Raw genomic sequence first — 20,644 nt, forward strand, 5'->3', positions numbered from 1 at the left:
AAGATACAAGTAAGGTAATAGAAGTATATCACCGTGCATCGGTTTTCACTTCTATTATCAATATTATCGAAAGCAATATAATTTCCAAATTGGATTTAGGGTACATAATAAGTACCCTCTCGTTTATCTTCTCACTTGTTATCAAAATCCTTAAAGGAGGCATGTATGCAATACGGACATTTTGATCTGGAAAAAAAAGAGTATGTCATCGACCGCGTTGACCTTCCAACCTCATGGACAAATTATCTAGGGGTGAAAGACACTTGTGTGGTTGTAAATCAAACCGCAGGTGGCTACATGTTTTATAAATCACCAGAATATCACCGTGTTACAAGATTTCGTGGAAATAGTGTTCCTATGGATCGTCCTGGACACTATGTATACCTTAGGGACAATGAAACGGAGGATTACTGGAGTATCTCCTGGCAACCAGTAGGTAAGCCATTAGAAGAAGCAAAGTATACCTGCCGTCATGGAATGTCCTACTCTGTTTACGAATGTGACTATCAAAAACTAAAAGCTACTCAAACTCTTGTTGTCCCTATGGATGAGGACGTAGAGCTTTGGGATGTTACAGTCACAAATGAAGATTCCAAACCAAGAAATATTAGCTTATTTACCTATTGTGAGTTTTCTTTTCACCATATCATGATAGACAATCAAAACTTCCAGATGAGCCTTTACTGTGCTGGTTCTTCCTATGAAGATGGTATTATAGAGCATGATTTGTTCTATGAAGAATTTGGGTATCAATACTTTACCTCGACCTTGCCACCTGCCGGCTATGATTGTCTTCGTGATAAATTCCTTGGGCTTTATCATACCGAGTCTAATCCAATCGGCGTAATTAAGGGAGAATTAAGTGGTAGCAGCGAACTAGGAAACAATCACTGTGGTTCTTTACAACACAATTTTGTAATTCAGCCAAACGAAACAATACGGATTGTTTATATGCTAGGGGAAGGAAACCGAAATGCTGGGAAGCGTATACGTGAAAAATACAGTAAGTTATCCACAGTCGATCAAGTCTATCATGACTTAAAGACTTTTTGGAGCGAAAAACAAAGAAAGTTACAGATTCAGACTCCAAATGAAGGTATGAATACATTAATCAATACATGGACGCTTTATCAAGCTGAAATCAATGTTATGTTCTCTCGTTTTGCTTCTTTTATTGAAGTTGGCGGTAGAACAGGTCTTGGATACCGTGATACAGCACAGGATTCTATGACAATCCCTCATTCCAATCCAGAAAAATGCAAGCAACGTATTCGTGAATTGATGCAAGGTCTTGTCTCTGAAGGTTATGGGCTTCACTTATTCCAGCCAGAATGGTTTGTGAAAGAGGAAAATAAAAAACCTTTTAAATCACCAACTGTAGTTCCTTCTCCTGACAAAAACAGTATCGTCCATGGTATTAAAGATGCCTGCTCCGATGATGCGTTATGGTTAGTATCCTCCGTTGTAGAATACATAAAAGAGACCGGGGAATTTGAGTTTGCAGACGAAGTAATCACCTACGCGGATGGTGGAGAGGGTACTGTGTACGAACACTTAACCAAAATCTTAGACTTTTCCGCAAAACAAGTTGGTGCAACTGGTATTTGCAAAGGGCTCCGGGCTGATTGGAATGACTGTTTAAACCTTGGTGGTGGTGAAAGTGCCATGGTTTCCTTCTTGCATTACTGGGCTCTCAATAATTTCATCTCTCTTGCAGAATTTTTAGATCGTAAGGAAGATGTACTAAAATACACCGCTTTAGCAAACCATGTAAAAGAGGTCTGCAACAAAGAATTATGGGATCAAGAATGGTTTATTCGCGGTATTACTAAGAATGGTAAGAAAATCGGTACATCAGAGGACAAAGAAGGTAAAATTCACTTAGAATCGAATGCTTGGGCTGTCCTGTCCGGTGCAGCAACAAAAGAAAAAGGAATCAAGGCAATGGATAGTGTATATGAGAATTTGTACACGCCATATGGTATTTTACTGAATGCTCCTTCCTATACCGTTCCAGATGATGACATAGGATTTGTTACCCGTGTTTATCCTGGCTTAAAAGAAAATGGAGCAATTTTTAGTCATCCAAACCCATGGGCATGGGCTGCTGAATGTGAACTTGGCCGTGGTGACAGAGCAATGGAATTTTATGATGCTCTTTGCCCATATTATCAAAACGATAAAATAGAGATTCGTGAAGCAGAGCCATATTCCTATTGTCAATTTATTATGGGTAGAGACCACACTGGTTTTGGCCGTGCAAGACACCCATTTATGACAGGTACTGGTGGTTGGGCATATTTTAGTGCCACAAGATATATGCTCGGTATTAAACCTTCGTTTGACTATTTAGAAATTAATCCTTGTATTCCTGGCACATGGAATAAATTCAGTGTGACCAGAGAATGGAGAGGTGCAGTCTATGAAATCACTGTCGAGAATCCAGATGGTGTTATGAAAGGCGTAAAGGAAATCTATCTTGATGGACACCTGGTGGAAAGACTTCCTGTCAAAGAGCCAAATACCACTCACTATGTACGCATTGTGATGGGTAAATAGACAGACATAATAAGAAATAGAAAGGAAGTTTTATTATGATTAAATTTGGTACTGGGGGCTGGCGTGCTATCATTGGGGATGACTTCACCAAATCAAACATACAGCTTCTTGCGAAAGGCCTTTGCGATAAAATGAAAGCAGAAGGTGTCGCCGATAAAGGTATTGTCTTAGGTTATGACCGAAGATTTCTTGCAAAAGAGGCGATGCAGTGGGCAGCAGCTGTCTTTGCAAAGGAAGGCATCCACGCTTCCCTAGTAAATAAGTCATCACCTACACCACTAATTATGTTTTATGTGATGAAGCATAATCTCCCATATGGTCTTATGATTACCGCTAGCCATAATCCAGCAATTTATAATGGAATTAAGGTTTTTACTACTGGCGGCAGAGACGCAGATGAACTTCAGACACAAGATCTAGAAGGATATATTAATAAACTAACAACAGAAGACATAAAAGATATGGAGTATGAGGAAGCAATATCATCAGGGCTGATCGAGGAGATTTATCCTTTGAATGAATACCTTGATAATATCATTGTTACTGTGGATATGGACGCTATTCGAAAAAGAAGCTTAAAAATCGTGATTGACCCAATGTATGGGGTTAGTGAAACCTCATTAACAACAATCTTTCATACTGCACGTTGTGAAGTATACACCATCCATGATCGTCATGATACACTATTTGGCGGTAAGTTGCCTTCCCCGTCTGCCGCTACCTTACACTCCTTACAGCGTGCTGTAATAGATCGTAAATGTGATATTGGAATCGCAACCGATGGGGATGCGGATCGTATCGGTGTCATTGATGATACCGGACGTTTTCTCCATCCAAATGACATTCTAGTACTGCTTTATTACTATCTTGTTAAATATAAAGATTGGAAAGGTCCGGTGGTACGAAATATTGCTACTACTCATATGCTTGATAAGGTAGCAAAAAAATTTGGTCAGGAATGCTATGAAGTACCAGTTGGCTTTAAGCATATCTCTGCTAAAATGAATGCCACAAATGCAATCATCGGGGGAGAATCCTCAGGCGGTCTTACCGTCAGAGGTCATATCAAAGGAAAAGATGGCGTATATGCCGCAGCTCTTTTGGTTGAAATGATTGCAATTACCGGTAAAAAACTTTCGGAAATCTGTAGGGATATTGAACAAGAATTTGGTTCTATTGAAATGGAAGAAGCAAACTATCGTTTTAGTCAGGAGAAAAAGAACGAAATCTATAAAGTACTAATGGAAGAAAAAAAACTTCCTATTTTCCCAACAGAAATTGATCATGTTTCCTATCTAGACGGAAGCAAAGTCTATTTTAAAAACGGTGGTTGGGTTGTAGCAAGATTTTCTGGAACTGAGCCTTTACTTCGAATCTTTTGCGAGATGGGCTCAATAAAAACAGCTCGTAAAATAATCTCTCTTTATGAAGACTACTTAGGACTCACACCAGAGCCTTAATATACAATCTTCGTCCCTCCTGTGCCTTCCCTTTCTTAGGCACAGGAAACTCTTTAGATTATTTTACACTGATTGATGTTCTACAATAAACTTAAGGGGATTTATAATAAAAACGTTTCATCATTTTATTTGTTAATAATATGATTCTTAAACATTCACTATTATAAATATATTTTAAAATGGTAAATCGAAATTTTAATAATTTCATGGTATAATAATATTATTGGAACCATGAAAAATGAAAAGCAGAAATTCTATCCGTACGGAATTTCTGCTTTTATAATTTTCATTTATTATCGATTGAGTAAGCCCTATAACAGTACAATCTTAGTTAGGATGATAAACAAAAAATATTTATGATAACTTGATTAATACGTGTTTTATAGTACACAGAGGGGAGTTGAGATGAAACTACATATTAAACCAAACAATGAAGTGTCCCTAAAATGGAGTATGATGCGTACTCTAATCTTATGCTGGGTTTTACCACTTACCTTATTAACAATCATAGTCCTAAACTTTGTATACCGTAATTTAAATCAGCAAACAGAGCAGGCCATTATAAATTCTACAGAAAAAGCAGTTGAAATCTCCCTTTCAAGAATGCAGGATTCCATCACAGCCTCAAAAAATGCCTCATATCTTCCAACCATCCGTGAGCGATATAATCAATTTCTTCTTGACCAGAACAAACGGCAACTATATGATACGATAACCCGATTTTTATCTCAACAATACCGATTTGATGATCGTTTCCTTAGTACTATGCTAATGTTTACCGATGATCCGCAAAATGTTTATTACACTTACAGCAACAAATATATGTCAACCTATTCCAATGTACAATACTTCAAACGACATGTATTAGCTCAAGTGATGGAGATATCAAAAGAACTAGATACTAAGGTAAGGTTTATTCCTTTTGATAGTCGTGTTTATATGGTAAGAAATCTTATGACACCAAATTTTGAACCATATGCTGTTATTGTTATGGAACTAAATAATGAGTCTGTTTTTGAAAGTATTGGAACCATCTGGGGTTATGAAGAAGGAACCATCTATAAAAATGGAAGTTTCTTATGGGGTTCTGACAATAATGAATATCTGTCTCGTTACGATACTATTACCGATCGAAGTATTTATTATAAAAATAGCAACGGGTCCTATGTATATAAAACCTTAAAGTTTAATCAAGACGTTCTGACTTTTGTAGCAAAATTAAACAACGATGTCATTCTTTATGAAATGGATGCATTAAGATATATTGTTATTCTATCGATTCCGTTACTGTTTGCTTTTGTTTTGATCGTTTTTCGATTCTTCCATCGAAAGATAACAAAACCTATCTTTCATTTAATTTCCGCCGCTCATAAGATATCGGATGGAAATTATGGTACACAAATTCAAGGAATACAAGGTAGTCAGGAATTTTCTTTTCTTGGAGAAGCATTTAACTCAATGTCACTAAAGCTAAAACATCAGTTTGAACAGATTTATTTAGAGGAACTAGCATTAAAGGATGCCAGAATTATGGCACTGCAGTCACAAATCAATCCTCACTTTCTAAACAATACCTTAGAAATAATTAATTGGGAAGCTAGATTAATGGAAAATTATAAAGTAAGCGGAATGATTGAAGCCCTGTCAACAATTCTGGGTGCTACGATGAATCGAAAGCAGCAGCAACATATCCCTTTAGCAGAAGAACTTTCCTATGCCGATGCATACTTTTTCATTATCTCTACAAGGCTAGGGGAACGTTTTCAAGTAATCAAAGATATTGACGAGAGTTTGCTACAAGTACCCGTTCCAAGACTTATTATCCAGCCAATTATCGAAAATGCAGTTGAGCATGGAATGAATGCTCAAAATCAAGGTATTGTTACTCTTCATATCTTTTCTAAAGAAGACAAATTATATATCGAAGTCCGGAATCTGGGAGAATTAACTGCAAAAGACAAAGAGAGAATTGATGCTCTATTAAGTGACGATTATAATGCAGATAATGAACGTTCCACAAGCCTTGGTATTCGTAATGTTAATCGACGCCTAAAAATTATCTACGGTAATGATTGTGGATTGTCCATCAAAAGTGACAAAGACGGTTCTACAGTAAGTACAATTATAGTCAAATTAAACAAAACAAACACAGACAAATAATAACAATTCGAAGCATTAACCTTTCCCCCTTCTTAGGGTATGATGGTATCAGATGATAAAAACATCTAAAAATTTCACGGGAGGTTATTTTATGAAAAAATTACTTGCGTTACTGCTATCTCTTACAATGGTAGTATCTATGGCTGCCTGCACTAAGAAAGAGGATCCAGCTACTAATAATAACAATAATAGTAGCAATAACAATAGCGGCGCTACTGCTACAACGGCTCCTACTGCTGCACCTAAGAAAGTTACATTAAATGTTACTACTACATATGCCGGAAACGATGGCAATGCACAGAATTACCAAGACGCCGTAGCTGCATGGGAAAAAGCATCCGGAAACAAGGTGAATGACTCCTCTTCCACTTCTGATGAAACTTTTAAAGCTAGAGTTTTAGCAGATTTCGAAACTGGATCTGAGCCTGATGTATTATTCTTCTTTAATGGTGTAGACTCTAACTCCTTTGTTCAAGCTGGTAAAGTAGTTTCTATCGATGAGATCCGTCAATCTTATCCTGACTATGCAAGCAATATGAAAGATGGTATGTTGGGTGCTTCTCCTGCTGATGGAAAGAACTATTCCGTTCCTGTAAATGGGTACTGGGAAGGTATGTTTGTAAACAAAGAAGTATGTAAAGCTGCTGGTGTTGAGATTCCAGATGCTAACACTACATGGGATCAGTTCCTTGAGACTTGCCAGAAAATTAAAGACGCTGGATACGCTCCTATCGCTGTATCCTTAGCTACTGTTCCTCATTACTGGTTTGAGTTTGCAATCTATAATTACACATCATCTACCACCCACAGCAAACTTCCAGGCAGTGCATCAGACGCACAAGGACAGGCATGGGTAAATGGCCTTAACGATATCAAGATGCTTTATGAAAAAGGATACTTCCCAGAAAATACCTTAACAGGTACTGACGATGAAACTGTTCAATTATTTATTGATAACAAGGCAGCATTCTTAATCGATGGTTCTTGGAAAGTTGGTGGAATCGAAGGTTTAACAAGCAATATTGAGAACTTTACAGTTACTTATATTCCAGGAAAGAATCAAAGAAAGACAACTGATATCATTGGTGGATTATCAAGTGGTTACTATATCACAAAAAAAGCTTGGGATGACCCAGACAAACGTGCCGCTGCTGTAGAATTTATTACTTACATGACAAGTGATGAAATGGTTTCTAAATTCGCTAATGTATCCGCTACCGCATTAAAGAATGGTAGCTCCGTAGACGAATCTCAATTATCAAATCTTGCGAAAGATGGTCTTGCGTTAGTAAAAGGTGCTACTGGTATGACTGGGGCAGTTCAGGATCTTATTCCTACTGAATGTAGAGTTCCAGTATTTGATGGTATGCCTAATTTAGTAACTGGTAAGAGTGATATCACTGAATCCGTACAAAGTGTTTTAGACTTAATAGCAGCTCAATAATCAATCATAAGCTTTGTCAAATGGACCCGCTTATGATCATGTAATAGATAGTAAAAATTGAGGCCGGAGAAATGCACTTTCTCTGGCCTTATTTTAAGAGAGGAGAAACTATGACAGCTCATATCTATAAAAACAAAAAACCGATAATTTTCTTCCTCGCACCAGCTTTTGCCTTTATTATCATATTCTTATATTATCCCTTTATACAGAATATCATTAACAGCTTTCAAGAAATTAGCGGACTTGGTTCTTCAGCAAAAGGTTGGGCAGACCCATGGTACAGTAACTATGTAAAATTAGTAAAAGACGAAAATATGTGGATTGCATTAAAAAATACTCTGATTATGTTGCTTGTCACTGTATTTGGCCAGGTAGGTATTGCTCTTTTACTTTCCATACTTACCGATCGTATCTCTCATGGTGCGAAATTTTTCCGAGTTGTTTATTTCTTCCCAATCGTAATATCAGCAACTGCCCTCGGTTTATTATTTAACCTTATTTTTCTTTATGATAAAGGTATGATTAACCAACTCCGTGAGATTTTTGGTGCAACAGAATTAGTCGATTTTAAGAGTAAAGCTTATGCCTTAATTACTATGATGATACCCGTTATGTGGCAATACGTTGGCTTTTACTTTATTATCCTTGTAACTGGCTTAAACAATATTTCAACCGAACTATATGAAGCTGCTGCAATTGATGGTGCAACACCTTTTCAACAGGTAAAATTCATCTCTCTTCCACTCCTTCAAAATGTAATCAGTACCTGCGTTATTCTAGCTGTTACTGGTTCACTTAAAGTATTTGATCTCCCATGGACAATGTTTCCAAAGGGACTTCCAAATGGCGAAACTTGGTTAACAGGAACCTATATGTACTATCAAGTATTCAACGCTAATAATGTAGATTATAGTTCTGCCATCGCTGTTGTTATCGTTATTTTAGGTGTTATTTTATCCAAACTTGTAAATTCCATATTCAAAGAAAAAGAATTTTAAAGGAGGTTGCTATGAAAACTACTACAGTAAAAAACAAACGAAAAATTTCCCTAGGGCAACCTATTATCTTTCTTTTACTAAGCATTTGGGCATTGACTACGATATACCCAATTATATGGGTTGTTTTAAACTCCTTTAAGGACCGGAGGTTCATCTTAAGTAATTCATTTAAATTACCGATAGGAGATATCTTCACCTTAGATAACTACGAATTAGCATTTAATCGTGTAAATATTCTAAGTGCTTATAAGAATAGCTTAATTATCTCCACGACCGTGGCTGCTGTTGTGATTTTATTAGCAGGATTAGCTTCCTATGTATTAGTACGTTATGAGTTTCGTTTAAAGAAGTTATTATATAGTTTAGTAATTGCAGGTATGATGTTTCCAGCGTTCTCAACAATCATTCCAGTATTCCGTATGGAACATTCCTGGGGTATCGTAAATACCGATAATCTTTATTTATCCCTACTCTCCTGCGCTCTTCCGCAAATAGCAGGTAACTTATCCTTTGCCATCGTCGTTTTGATGGGTTATATCAAAAGTCTTCCAATCGAACTAGAAGAAGCTGCTTATATGGAAGGCTGTAATATTTTTCAGATCTTCTTTCGTGTCATTGTACCATTAACGAAACCGTCCTTTGCAACGGTTGCCATCTTCTCCTTCTTATGGAGCTATAATGATTTATTTACTCAGATGTTCTTCTTACGAACCAAGACTCAGTGGGGCATTACCATTTTATTAAATCTGTTAACCTCTCAGGAAGGTACTAACTATGGTCTTATGGCATCTGCGGTAACACTGGTAGTAATTCCTCTCTTAATTCTATATATCTTCTTACAGAAATATATTATTAAAGGAATGACTGCAGGTGCGGTCAAAGGTTGATCTATGTTATAATAAAAGTGTAGAATAAAAATATAACCGTGAGAAAAGACTAAAAGTAATGGTTATTACAGGAGGTTGCCATGTACAAGGTAATTATCATTGATGACGAACCAGTTATCGTAAGGGGATTGTCTCAGACAATACCATGGGAGAAACATAATTGTCAGGTGGTAGGTACTGCATTTAATGGAAAAATGGGCTTGGAACTAATTCGAAACCTAAAACCAGATATTTTAATCTCAGATATCTGTATGCCAGGTATGGATGGCTTAACCATGATAGCAAGTTTAAAATCGCAGTTTCCAAAGCTACAGATTTGTATCTTGACTGGTTATCGTGATTTTGATTATGCCCAACGAGCTATCTGTCTTGGTGTCACCCGTTTTTTGCTAAAACCATCGAAAATGAATGAATTATTGGATGCACTTGATGTTATGACAACCAATCTATCAAGTTTTGAAGTTGAGATTAAAAAAGAGGAGCCAAAGATCTCCGATGTAGAACAACAATGCTCACCAGAAGAAAACACCGCCAGCAGTTTTATCGTGAAAAATGCCTTACAATATATTGATGAGAACTACCAAAAGAAAATAATGTTATCAGAAGTTGCAGAACATATCTATGTTAGCCAATGGCATTTAAGTAAACTACTACACCGGCATACTGGACAGAATTTTTCTGAAATACTTAACAATGTTCGTATTGATAAAGCAAAAGAATTACTTAAGTACCCAGCTCTTCGTATCGGGGAGATTGCGGAAGAAGTAGGCTTCGTTGATATGGCTCATTTCTCAAGAGTATTTAAGAAGATTGTTGGTATTTCTGCTAATGAGTATCGCAATACTGTATTATCAAAGTAAAAAATGAAATATATAGCATGAATATCTCTTCTTTTTCCTGTAGATTGGCAAGATGGACCACGCTCCAATCGTCCCTTGCCTAAACAAGAAGGCAATGCTAAACCTTAGTGCTTTCTTGTCGATAAAATAGGCTGTGACCCTCTCACAGCCTATTTTATATGATTGACGAATAAAAATAAAAGTGTTAGAATTATATGGTAGTAATTAAGCGGATATAGTTCAATGGTAGAATATGAGCTTCCCAAGCTTAGGGTGCGGGTTCGATTCCCGTTATCCGCTGTTAATAAAAAACGAGGTCTATGACGCAGTCTTAATGTCATAGACCTTATTTATATTGGTTTTATACGTATTCTTTGAGGTGAAATTCTCCGAACTATTTTCAAGAGAGTCCTTATAAGTAATTCTGGATTAGAAATCCCATTTCATAGTTATTGAATTATTGTAAGTAAATAGATTATAATAAAAACTAGTGACATTAATTAACCTTTCGTAAAGGTGTCTGGTATATAACTTATTCTAACGATAAAAAGTAGTATTGTTCTACAAGCATAAGTTGATGTCCCTCTTAGAACTATGGATAGAGGGATGACTACTTGTTACTACCATGAGAAAAGGGAGAATACATATGTATTTTTCACAGAGAGATAAAGTTTTATCGTTGTTTTTTTCAATGAAAGAGGCATGGGATTATCTTACTTACAATGTGAACCTAGTTTTGTTGACAGCTTGTAAAGATGCTGTTTCTGGTATTATAGATTATTTAGACAATATGAATGAATTAACAGAATTAAATGATTTACGTACCATGCAAGACATGTTAAAAAATATGGAAAAACAAAATGATATTGATATAAATATCATCTATAACATCAAAACATTATTGTTACAGTGCATTGAAGTAATAAGTAAAAAAGGTAGATGCTTATTTGGGATGTAGGAATGATTTGATATTATTTGGAATTGATAAAAGTAGGATATTGCCGTCCATCGATGGCTGTTTTTTCTTAAATGATATTATTTTAGAAAATAGATGTACCGCAACAGATCTTTATGCAGTGCCTTTTGATGAGAAGGACAATAATTGATATTTCTTTCCCCATAATTAGTGATTTAAAAAAATCATCGTTGTGATGAATCACCTTATTAAATTGATAGATAAAAAAAATATCTCCAACCGCTTTTCATTGGTTGGAGATATTTTTATGAATTTTTAACTCTTAACACGATTCATCCCTATTTGTGCAGGTTCATAAGAACCACATTGTTTATAGTAGTAAACTGCTTTCTCCTTATCTCCAATACATTCATAAATTACGCCCAAATTATAAAAAGATAAATAAGAATTCACCCCTATAACCTTACACGACTTGTATTTGGAAGCACTAGCAAATTCTCTAATAGCTTCTTTAAACATGCCACAGTTCATATAAATAAATCCCATCATATATACAAAATCCGCACTATGTGAGAATTCTTCATATATATTTTCCATCAATAATGCATGCTCTAACTGGTTTGAGTTAATTAGAGAATATCCATACATTTCTACCATATCAATAACATATTCAAGTTTGGGATTTAAGTCATACATCAAAGCTCTTCCAAAGTAATCAGCAGCTTCTTTATAATCTTCTTGAAAATAATACCCTTTCCCAAGTTGATAGAGGGTATACGGATCCTCCCCGTCTTCTCTTAATGACCTTAATAGCAATTGAATATTTCGCTGTGCCTTATTCTTTCTATCCTTTTCTTCTCCATTATAGCCGATGTGATCAAAGAAAAGAGGCACCTCATAAGTCACATATTCTTCGCTTTTTAAAGCTACAATTTGTTCGTGTATTTTTCCAGTATATCGGTAATATTTCTTGGGAAATACTCGATTAACAAGTTCCTTGCTAGTATATTTCATCCCATTCCTAGTAAATATATTGTTTCTATGGATTCTTCCAACTTCCTTCGGATGCTGCACTAATAAAGTCTCAAAATCTTTCTTATGAAAATCCACAAGAAACTCATCACTATCCATCATTAAAATATACTCCTCATTCGCCTTTTCAATCGCGAAATTTCGTGCAGCACTAAAGTCATCACACCAAGTAAAATCATATACTTTATCCGTATATTGCTTTACAATATTTTTTGTATTGTCTGTTGAACCTGTATCAACAACAATAATTTCATACTTCAGCTTTGATAGCATATCAAGGCATTTTTTTATATTCTCTTCTTCATTTTTCACTATAATACAGATAGAAATCATAGGCAATTCTCCTTAACTTTACACTTCTATGAAAGCAATTTATCTTTGTTCCGCAATACATATACTTAATACTCAGGGTTCAATTTATCACTCACTCTTAGCTCTAATTATCTTCAACTATAATACTTATCGGATTTGTTTCCTAAACTCTGAACGTAAACTGTATATTTCATATAACAAAAACGAAGTACGCTATATTTGCGTACTTCGTTTTGTTAAGTAAGGATAAGCTTACTCTTCAATAATAACTTTTATCGCCTTCTTCACTCCATCAACGATTACATAAATCCAATCAGTCTTTGGAGAAACTGCCTTAATGGTTGCAGTTGTACTTCCTGGATTCTTCTTAACTACTGCTCCATCCTTTTTACTTGACATCCAGATAATACTATCTTTATCTAACCCGTTTACTTTCACTTCAAATACCGCTTCTTCTCCCACTTTCATACGTACGGTACTTTCCACAAAGTCTACGGTTGCCTTTTTCACTGATAGTTTTCTGGTATAAACTTCCTTCGTACCATCCTGCATCGTTACAGTAGCAGTAATAATAGCAACGCCGGACTCTTTTGCAATCAGACGTCCATTCTGTTTTACTGTTACAATCTTCGGTTTATTAGACTTATAAGTAATTGTGATTGGAACAACTCCCTCTTCTAACTTACTTAATGTCTCTTCATCAAAGTTAGCCACTTTCACAACATTCTCTGGAAGCTTTAATCCAAACCATCCTAAGTTAGAAGTCTTACCACCAGTATAAAGAGAACCGGTGCGCTTTGGTGTTAAGTGCTCAAGTATCTCTTCTTTTGTTAACTCTGGGGTTGGAGTTGGGGTTGCTGTAGGTGTTGGGGTTGCTGTAGGTTGTGGTGTTTCTGTAGGTGTCGGTGTCTCTGTATCTGAAACTTCAGGACCTATCGTAGGAACTAAAGATGGTGTTCCTCCTACTCTTGCACCTGTATCCACTGGAGCTTTCTCTGTTAATACAAGGTAACTATTCATATTGATAGTTCCATCAGGATTTCTAGTAATTCCATTAAAGGTTAAGCTTTCAAACCAATCACTAGAAACTTTACTTCCTGTCTTGTTCATAGAGGATGCACTAGCAACATCCCAGTAATAGTTGGTTGTTCCATAAATCTTATTCTCATCCTGAGAACCTTTTAATTTAAACTGCTCTGCTACCTCTTTAAAGTTCTCTCGATAAGAAAGAATACCATTTGCAAAGAAATCAGTGTTTGCAGCATCATTTGTATATAATGCAACATTGAAGCTACCATTATCAAATGATGTACTATTGATAACCTCTATATCTGGTCCACTATTAGAGTCAATACCCTTTGCTTTATTACCAAAGGTCACTGAATTTTCTAGACGATGGCGTCCTGTAATACTAGATCCACCCATCTTAAATCCATTACCATTACCTGCATTAGTGCCATCTTCTAAGTATCCATTATTATAAGCCACACTATTTCTAATGATTACTTTTCCAATTGGACCAGTTTCAACTTTAGCAAATAAGTCCCAACCGTCATCCGCATTGTTATAGGCAATACAGCCATCGAACACATTACCATCTGCAACTGTTAACTTAGCCGCAAAACCATCCGCATCTTCATATCCCTTATCCGCATTTGCGTAAGATGTACAATTTAATACAAGGTTGTTTGCTGGCCATAAATCCCATTCGTCTGTAGATAAGTATCTACTAATCTGAATACCCGTACTTCCATTGTAATATGCATTTACTTGATCTAAAGTACAATTGCTTCCTGACAACTGAATACCTTTTTGTGCATCAGCAGAACGAGTTACATCAAATCCCTTAAAGTACCAGTAGTCACCTGCCAATATCATACCCGCACATGCTCCATTAAAGTCAAATACTGGACGACTTGAAGCCTGTGGATCTGCTACCATATAAATCTTCTTATCTACAGTACCATCAATTCCACGATCAATTTTTACCGTATTTGTTAAGCTGTAAGTACCACCAGCTAATACAATAGTCTGTCCTGGTTGAACATGCTTCACTGCAGTATAAATATCTAAAGGATTTGCCTTTGTACCATTGCCACTTGACTTTCCATATGGTGCTACATAAATGGATTGACCTTCCTGTCCATAGTTCTTAAAGAGTACAGTATGTGAGAAATTCTTCGTTTCATATGAGGACAATTTCTCAAACTCACTTGGTTTGTAATCTTTGTCAGGAGTAAACGTTACGTTGAATGTGTTGTTTCCTTTACTTAAATTTACTCTCTTTGTAATGTTGGTGTTAGCCTTTACTTGTTCATCTTTCGTTATTGTCTGTCCAAGAGAATTTGTAATAGTTAATACACCATCTGCATTTGCACGGAATACTAAATTATATCCTGGAGTACCGACTGCTGTTGCAGAAGTTATTACATAAGATGGAGTTACTAAAGTAACAGGACGCTCCTCTGCAGGAGGATCTGTCGCTGGATCAGAGGTAGAAAAATCGATATCTGTTACGGTAATTTTTGCATTTCTAGATGCAAAGAAACCAACATAAACGTTATCTTTATCAATTCCGTTTAATGCATCACGATCCTCATCATAGAAAGTTTCTCTCTGAACATTTCCTTCTAAATCTACAAGGCTTACTCGGTATCCAGTATTATCTCTCTGGATAGTAAGTTTAAACTCTGCTGTAGATAACTCTTCTGTCGCAAGATCTGCATTGGTATAATTCTTAACTATATTATAAGTTCCTGCACCCTTCTTCCCACAGCTAGATTCTAGTGTTCTCATAGAGGAACTGAATCCAGGTATTGCAGTAAGATTATTGTTTGGATCATTTAATAAATCAATTTTTTCTTGCGTAACGCCAATTTTTTCTTGTGCGCCAACACCTAGCTTCATAGAAATTTTGTCACCAGTGTCAGATACACTATTTTTACTGGAATCCCATAAGTACTCAACCTTTGTAACAGAAGCCATATAGGAGTTATTCCAGAAGGTAGACGCGTCTCCATTATTACCTACTGCGTCTGCAGCCATTAAACCAAAACCTTCCTGACCATTAGACAATGTCCATTGATCAACCTTAACAGTTGCTGAAAGCTTAAAGTTTTCACTGGCATCTACCATTGTATAATAGAACGCTAAACCGTCCGTAGAAGCAGGTACTAATTTACCCTTACCATTTGTACTCCAAACCTTTACTGTACCCTCTACGGAATCATCATAACCATTGTCAACAGAATTAACGCCACTACCAAATGCACTAAACATCCAGCTTGTTTCAGCAGCTGCTTCCACAACCTTAGCAAATGGATCAGATTCGCTGCTATCACTGCCACGAGTTGCTTTTACTTTAATGTAATAAGTAGCTCCAATTGTTAAACCATCAATGGTCACTTTTGCTGCCGTAACATCTACTTTTTTAGTATAGTTACTACCATCTTCACTAAGAAATACTTCATAGCCAGTAGCTTCAGCAACTTCATTCCAAACAATTTTAATGGAACCATTACCTGTATTGCTTACAAACTGAATTACTGGTTTAGCTAGCGGTAAAATAAAGTTAACTTCCTGTGATTTTGCACTGCTCTTATCAATCTCACCTTCTCTGGATAATACCGCCTTAAACTGATAAGTACCACTCGCATCTGGGATGAATGTCACAGTTCCACTCTCTCCTGGTGCTGAAATCTTCTCTGTCTTCTTAAGAGTATCGCCTTCATACATCTCAATGGTAATAGAATCTGCAAATCCATTACCAACTTTGCCAAGATAGTTTACTGTAATTGTCCCTTCACCCACAGTTACATCACTTATAACAGGTGCCTCTACTGTTCCCCAATCTACAGAATCATCACCATAGACAATGGATAATCCGTACATTGGAACTTTAGTTCCATCACCATAGAAGTAATAGGATTTACCTGCTTCTACTTCATAAGTTTTAGCAATATATTCGCTGGTAGCGCCCGCTGTATGTGTATCAACTACATTTTTATTACTATCTACAAAATAATAGGTTTTTCCATTATTCAATTTAAATACAACTGTAAATTTACCATCATCTTCTGGTGTAATCTTCACAGCAGAACCAGATGTAGGAATATCACCTTTATTTGGTGCAGGATTCGAGGTTCCTGCAATACAACCAGCATAAGGTGCACCCTCTATAGTCTGAGCATCCGCCTTATATGCCATATCCTGAAGAACTTCTATGCCGTGATAATCCGTTCCAGCCTTAAGCCCTGTAGAGATATCTAAAACATGCTTTACCGCTGCTTTCTTATAAGATAACCCATATACAGGAATCTTTGTGCCACCACCATAAACATAATAGGTGTCTCCTGCTTTCATTTCATACTTTTTCTCAAGATATTCTGTAGCTGTTGCAGATATCTTATCAATTTGATTACCAGCTTTATCTACAACATAAAGTGTTTTACCGGAGTTTAGTTTTAAAACAATTGTAAAGGTACCATCTACGGATGGACTCACCTTAACAACTGCTCCAACGGTAGGAACCTCACCATTACTTGGCGATGGGTTCACCTTACCTGATACCGAACCAGGGTAAGTAACTCCATTAATAACTTGTTCATCTACGGAATAGCCCATGTTATCTAATACTGTAATACCAGCTGCACCACCATAAGTTGTATCTGTTTTTAAGCCACTTGTGATGTCTATAGGTGTTACTTGATTTCCTGGGGTTGGCGTTGGAATTTCAATGTCAAATCCAGGGGTATTCTCTAAATTACTTTCTTCTGCATCCATTACAATCGGATTCCAGTTATCGTTACCATTTAAGAATGTATCAATCGTAATTGGTGTACCATCTGATAATTCAGGAGCTTCAAGGTTTTTCGCCCAAGTAGCTCTTTGATCATGGTTATAAGTACCACGTTCCATCGTACCATATTCATAGCATAATGGAGATGTTCCTCCTAATGTGCTATTCCAACCAATTGGTAGAATTAAGGATTGGCCTTGATATCCATCAAAATCAGTATTTTCTATAACTGTCTTGTAGAAAACAACTTCACTTGTTTCTGCCTTCCATGGTCTACCAAAGTATCCTGGCTTCGAATAATTAGCAGAAGCTGTATCTAACCCAGGAACCGTGGAGGTAATATGGCAGTTATACATTAAATAACCTCTGCCAGAAGACTGCTGTGCTGCGGTAATATAAGCTACATCAGTGGAGCCCTCACTGGTATTCATTACAAGGTCACATTTATAAAAAGCTGCTGTCATTGGTCCAAAGATAAAATCTGTTCCGCCCATGATAGCGCACTTATCAAAAGCTGCTCTAACGTTAGAACCTCCATATAAAGTATCCTGTCTACCAACAAAACGGCAGTTACGAAATACTGTTTTGTCTACGTTATTTGCAATTGCTAAGGCTGCTGCACGTTCTACAAATGACTTGTTCTGTACGGAAGTATCCCCAACAATTTTTGGACGTTCTCCTTTATTGTCTGGTTCTAAATACAAGGTATCTGCTGCTTCTTTTGCAGAAATATATTGATTAAAGGAATTTTCAAAAATAATACCTTCTGCTTCAAATCCTGAAGCTGTTACTACTACTGTTGCATTCCAGTAGCTACCGTTTGTTGTACCTGAACCAGGATTTTTTGTAGAATGATATCCGTTTGCTTTATTTACAGCAAGCGTATCTGCATCCCATTTACAATCACTACCCATACTATAATAAGAATATCCATGTCCATAATAAGAAGTAATTCTTACTGCTTCAGGGGCAATACTAACACCCTTGTTGGTAAGGTCTGTGCTTGGAGAAGCACTTGCATTCTTTAATGTAATATTTGGGACATCAATAACAAGCATCTCTTCATAGTTACCTGGTTGAATCTCAATAGTAATTCGTTCATCGCTCGTACGATTCATAGTCTTTACTGCATCTAAAGCAGCTTGAATCGTTGTATAATCACATCCTGTCGATCCGACAGTTAATGTTGTCTTTAAAGCAACTACAGGAACAACTTCAATTTTAGTTAAGTATGTCTTTCCTGTATACTCTATGTTTACAGATGGACCAGTTCCTGTATAGTTATAAGTAATACTTTCAATATTGCTTGTTGAATTCGATGCTGTTGAGAAACTTCCATTATCCGCATCGCCATTAATAATACCTGATGCTGCATAACAGTAGCTTACTATGATTTTACAAGGTCCGCTTACTGGCACAGAAATACTTGCACCAGCTTCTCCTAATGCATACTTCCCTCCATTAGCCTTAATTCCATTTAAAGAGAGGCCATAGAAATTCTGTGCTGTACCATCCGCTGTAAACTCTGGATTAGAAAAGTCCCATACAGTAGGTTGTTCAAACTCTACCGTTTTTTCTACAGTAGCACCAGAAACAACTAAATTTGATGTTAACTTTTGATATTTTGGAGAATTTACTTTAACGGAGTAAGTACCATCACGAAGTGCAATGTTTTGGGTTCCAACAAAACTATAGCTATAACCTGCCTCCTTTAAGTTAGTAAAGGTAGTTGTGCTGGCTGCTGCCTCCTCCTCTGAAAGTCCTACAAAATTTAATGTTATGTCATAAACTGGTTTTTTAGTAAATGCCATCTCCCTAGTTTCACTTGTCGTACCGGTGTACTCAGTTACGTCTAAAGAGTAATCATTAACATTTAATGCAGATACTTCATGGGTCACATTTTGTTCTAAGGTAGCTGTATAGTTACCTGTTTCTCTATCGATCACAACTTTTGGCACATAAATCTGATTCGTTACAGGACGGAAGGAGAGATTAACTTTTTGGAGTTCCTCTACTGAAAGTCCTGTAATTGTACCTGACAAAGTGATAAGTGGTACAGGTTCTATCGTAATGTCATGGTTCAATAGTGTACTTCCATTTGGTACTACCGCCAAAGCACCTACTGATATAACAAATCCATCCGCACCTAATAAACTTACCGAATAGTCATAAGTCTCATTTAAAGTAGCAGTATAGTTATTATCCGTTACTGGAGCAGTAATAACCTCTCCTGTTTTATTATTTGTAAATACAATAGAATAAGGTCCTGTAAGCTCTGAAGGTGCTGTTACAGTTCCTGTTACTGTACATGGTAAGGTATGTTGTCTATAAACTCTAGCAACTACCAATTTTTCGTCAAGTGTATAGATTTTATGTAACCCTGCTTCTGATGTATAGTAAGTAAATACAGATGCAACCGATCCACCTAACGTATGTGTCTGACTTTGTTTTGTTTTACTTGGGGATTCGAGAATAACATTTGAAGAGCCTCCATTAGATGCTACAACAACAGTAAGAATATCATTCTTCTCTAACTGTACTCCAAGATATACTTGATCTGTGCTGCCTTTATTAGAGTATAAATATCCATTATATGGATTTCCTAAAGAATCTGTCAATGACTTATCGTCGTATCTTATTAGTTCTGGATTTATTGATCTCAGACGATGTGTGGTAGGATAACCTCCATCTGAGAATATAAAATCCCCCCCATCTACGCTAAAACTAGCGATATTATGCCCAGTAATAGCTGAGCCTGATGCTACATTTGGATACCAGCTATTAATGACATCCTTATTAAGTCTGTTATTATAGATTGTTGGATCTAATTGCTCAGCGCCAAAATCCCATACATCAATCAGACTTCCAGAAGCATTTGCTATGGTATACTGCCCTGGTAGCATACCAAATAACATAGCCATAATTAATAAAATAGCCATCCACTTTTGCTTTCGTCTTTTCATATCCTATTCTCCTTTGTATTTCAAATACTAAAAAAAATAAGTATCTGTACCTTTATTATATACGTTATGATATTTTATGTAAACACTTACAATGCTTTTGTGAACATTTTCGTCATTTTGTAGGGATATTTTGTGCTCTACTTAGTGATATGTTACAATTTATCGTGCAATTATCGAATGTTTTATCTTTTTTCATTTTATTGGTATTTTTCCAATTGTAACTATTTACACCATTTTTTTCTATTTACTATAATTCATTAAATAAAACTTATACTA

General features: G+C 36.3%; 11 protein-coding genes and 1 tRNA gene. 10 read left to right on the plus strand and 2 right to left on the minus strand.

Annotated features, from left to right (window positions below; translation table 11 throughout):
• Positions 1–165: 165 nt before the first annotated feature.
• The 10 genes from CC92_RS0111335 (at position 166) to CC92_RS22545 (ending at position 11,453) form a co-directional block, all read left to right on the plus strand.
• Positions 166–2,559 carry a GH36-type glycosyl hydrolase domain-containing protein gene (locus tag CC92_RS0111335; RefSeq protein ID WP_029502767.1) on the plus strand — a complete coding sequence of 798 codons (2,394 nt, stop codon included), beginning with the start codon at positions 166–168 and terminating at the stop codon, positions 2,557–2,559.
• A 35-nt stretch (positions 2,560–2,594) separates the two neighbouring features.
• A complete protein-coding gene (locus tag CC92_RS0111340; protein WP_029502766.1) occupies positions 2,595–4,019 on the plus strand; it encodes a phosphoglucomutase/phosphomannomutase family protein in 1,425 nt (474 codons plus the stop codon).
• A gap of 405 nt (positions 4,020–4,424) precedes the next feature.
• Positions 4,425–6,179, plus strand: coding sequence for a sensor histidine kinase (locus CC92_RS0111345; RefSeq protein WP_029502765.1), 1,755 nt, complete (start codon positions 4,425–4,427; stop codon positions 6,177–6,179).
• 91 nt (positions 6,180–6,270) lie between these two features.
• Complete coding sequence (locus CC92_RS0111350) at positions 6,271–7,623, plus strand: ABC transporter substrate-binding protein (RefSeq protein WP_029502764.1); 1,353 nt, start codon at positions 6,271–6,273, stop codon at positions 7,621–7,623.
• 110 nt (positions 7,624–7,733) lie between these two features.
• Entirely contained in the window at positions 7,734–8,621 is an 888-nt protein-coding gene (locus tag CC92_RS0111355; RefSeq protein WP_029502763.1) for a carbohydrate ABC transporter permease, read from the plus strand.
• A gap of 11 nt (positions 8,622–8,632) precedes the next feature.
• The gene (locus CC92_RS0111360; protein ID WP_029502762.1) at positions 8,633–9,508 is read left to right on the plus strand and encodes a carbohydrate ABC transporter permease; all 876 of its coding nucleotides are present in this window, start codon (positions 8,633–8,635) and stop codon (positions 9,506–9,508) included.
• Between the two features lie 80 nt (positions 9,509–9,588).
• Positions 9,589–10,368 carry a response regulator transcription factor gene (locus tag CC92_RS0111365; protein WP_029502761.1) on the plus strand — a complete coding sequence of 260 codons (780 nt, stop codon included), beginning with the start codon at positions 9,589–9,591 and terminating at the stop codon, positions 10,366–10,368.
• A 208-nt stretch (positions 10,369–10,576) separates the two neighbouring features.
• Positions 10,577–10,647, plus strand: a tRNA-Gly gene (locus tag CC92_RS0111370).
• 346 nt (positions 10,648–10,993) lie between these two features.
• Positions 10,994–11,305: a hypothetical protein gene (locus tag CC92_RS0111375; RefSeq protein WP_029502760.1), complete on the plus strand. Its 312-nt coding sequence runs from the start codon at positions 10,994–10,996 to the stop codon at positions 11,303–11,305.
• 7 nt (positions 11,306–11,312) lie between these two features.
• Positions 11,313–11,453, plus strand: a complete 141-nt coding sequence (locus tag CC92_RS22545) for a hypothetical protein (protein ID WP_155998343.1) — start codon at positions 11,313–11,315, stop codon at positions 11,451–11,453.
• Positions 11,454–11,578: 125 nt separating this feature from the next.
• Here the strand turns inward: CC92_RS22545 and CC92_RS0111380 are convergent, their stop codons facing one another.
• Positions 11,579–12,628, minus strand: coding sequence for a glycosyltransferase family 2 protein (locus tag CC92_RS0111380; protein WP_029502759.1), 1,050 nt, complete (start codon positions 12,626–12,628; stop codon positions 11,579–11,581).
• Between the two features lie 231 nt (positions 12,629–12,859).
• Positions 12,860–20,368, minus strand: coding sequence for a pectinesterase family protein (locus tag CC92_RS21645; RefSeq protein ID WP_051650697.1), 7,509 nt, complete (start codon positions 20,366–20,368; stop codon positions 12,860–12,862).
• Positions 20,369–20,644: the final 276 nt, after the last annotated feature.

This window comes from Lachnoclostridium phytofermentans (assembly GCF_000733755.1).
In the GTDB taxonomy this organism is placed as follows: Bacteria; Bacillota; Clostridia; order Lachnospirales; family Lachnospiraceae; genus Lachnoclostridium; species Lachnoclostridium phytofermentans_A.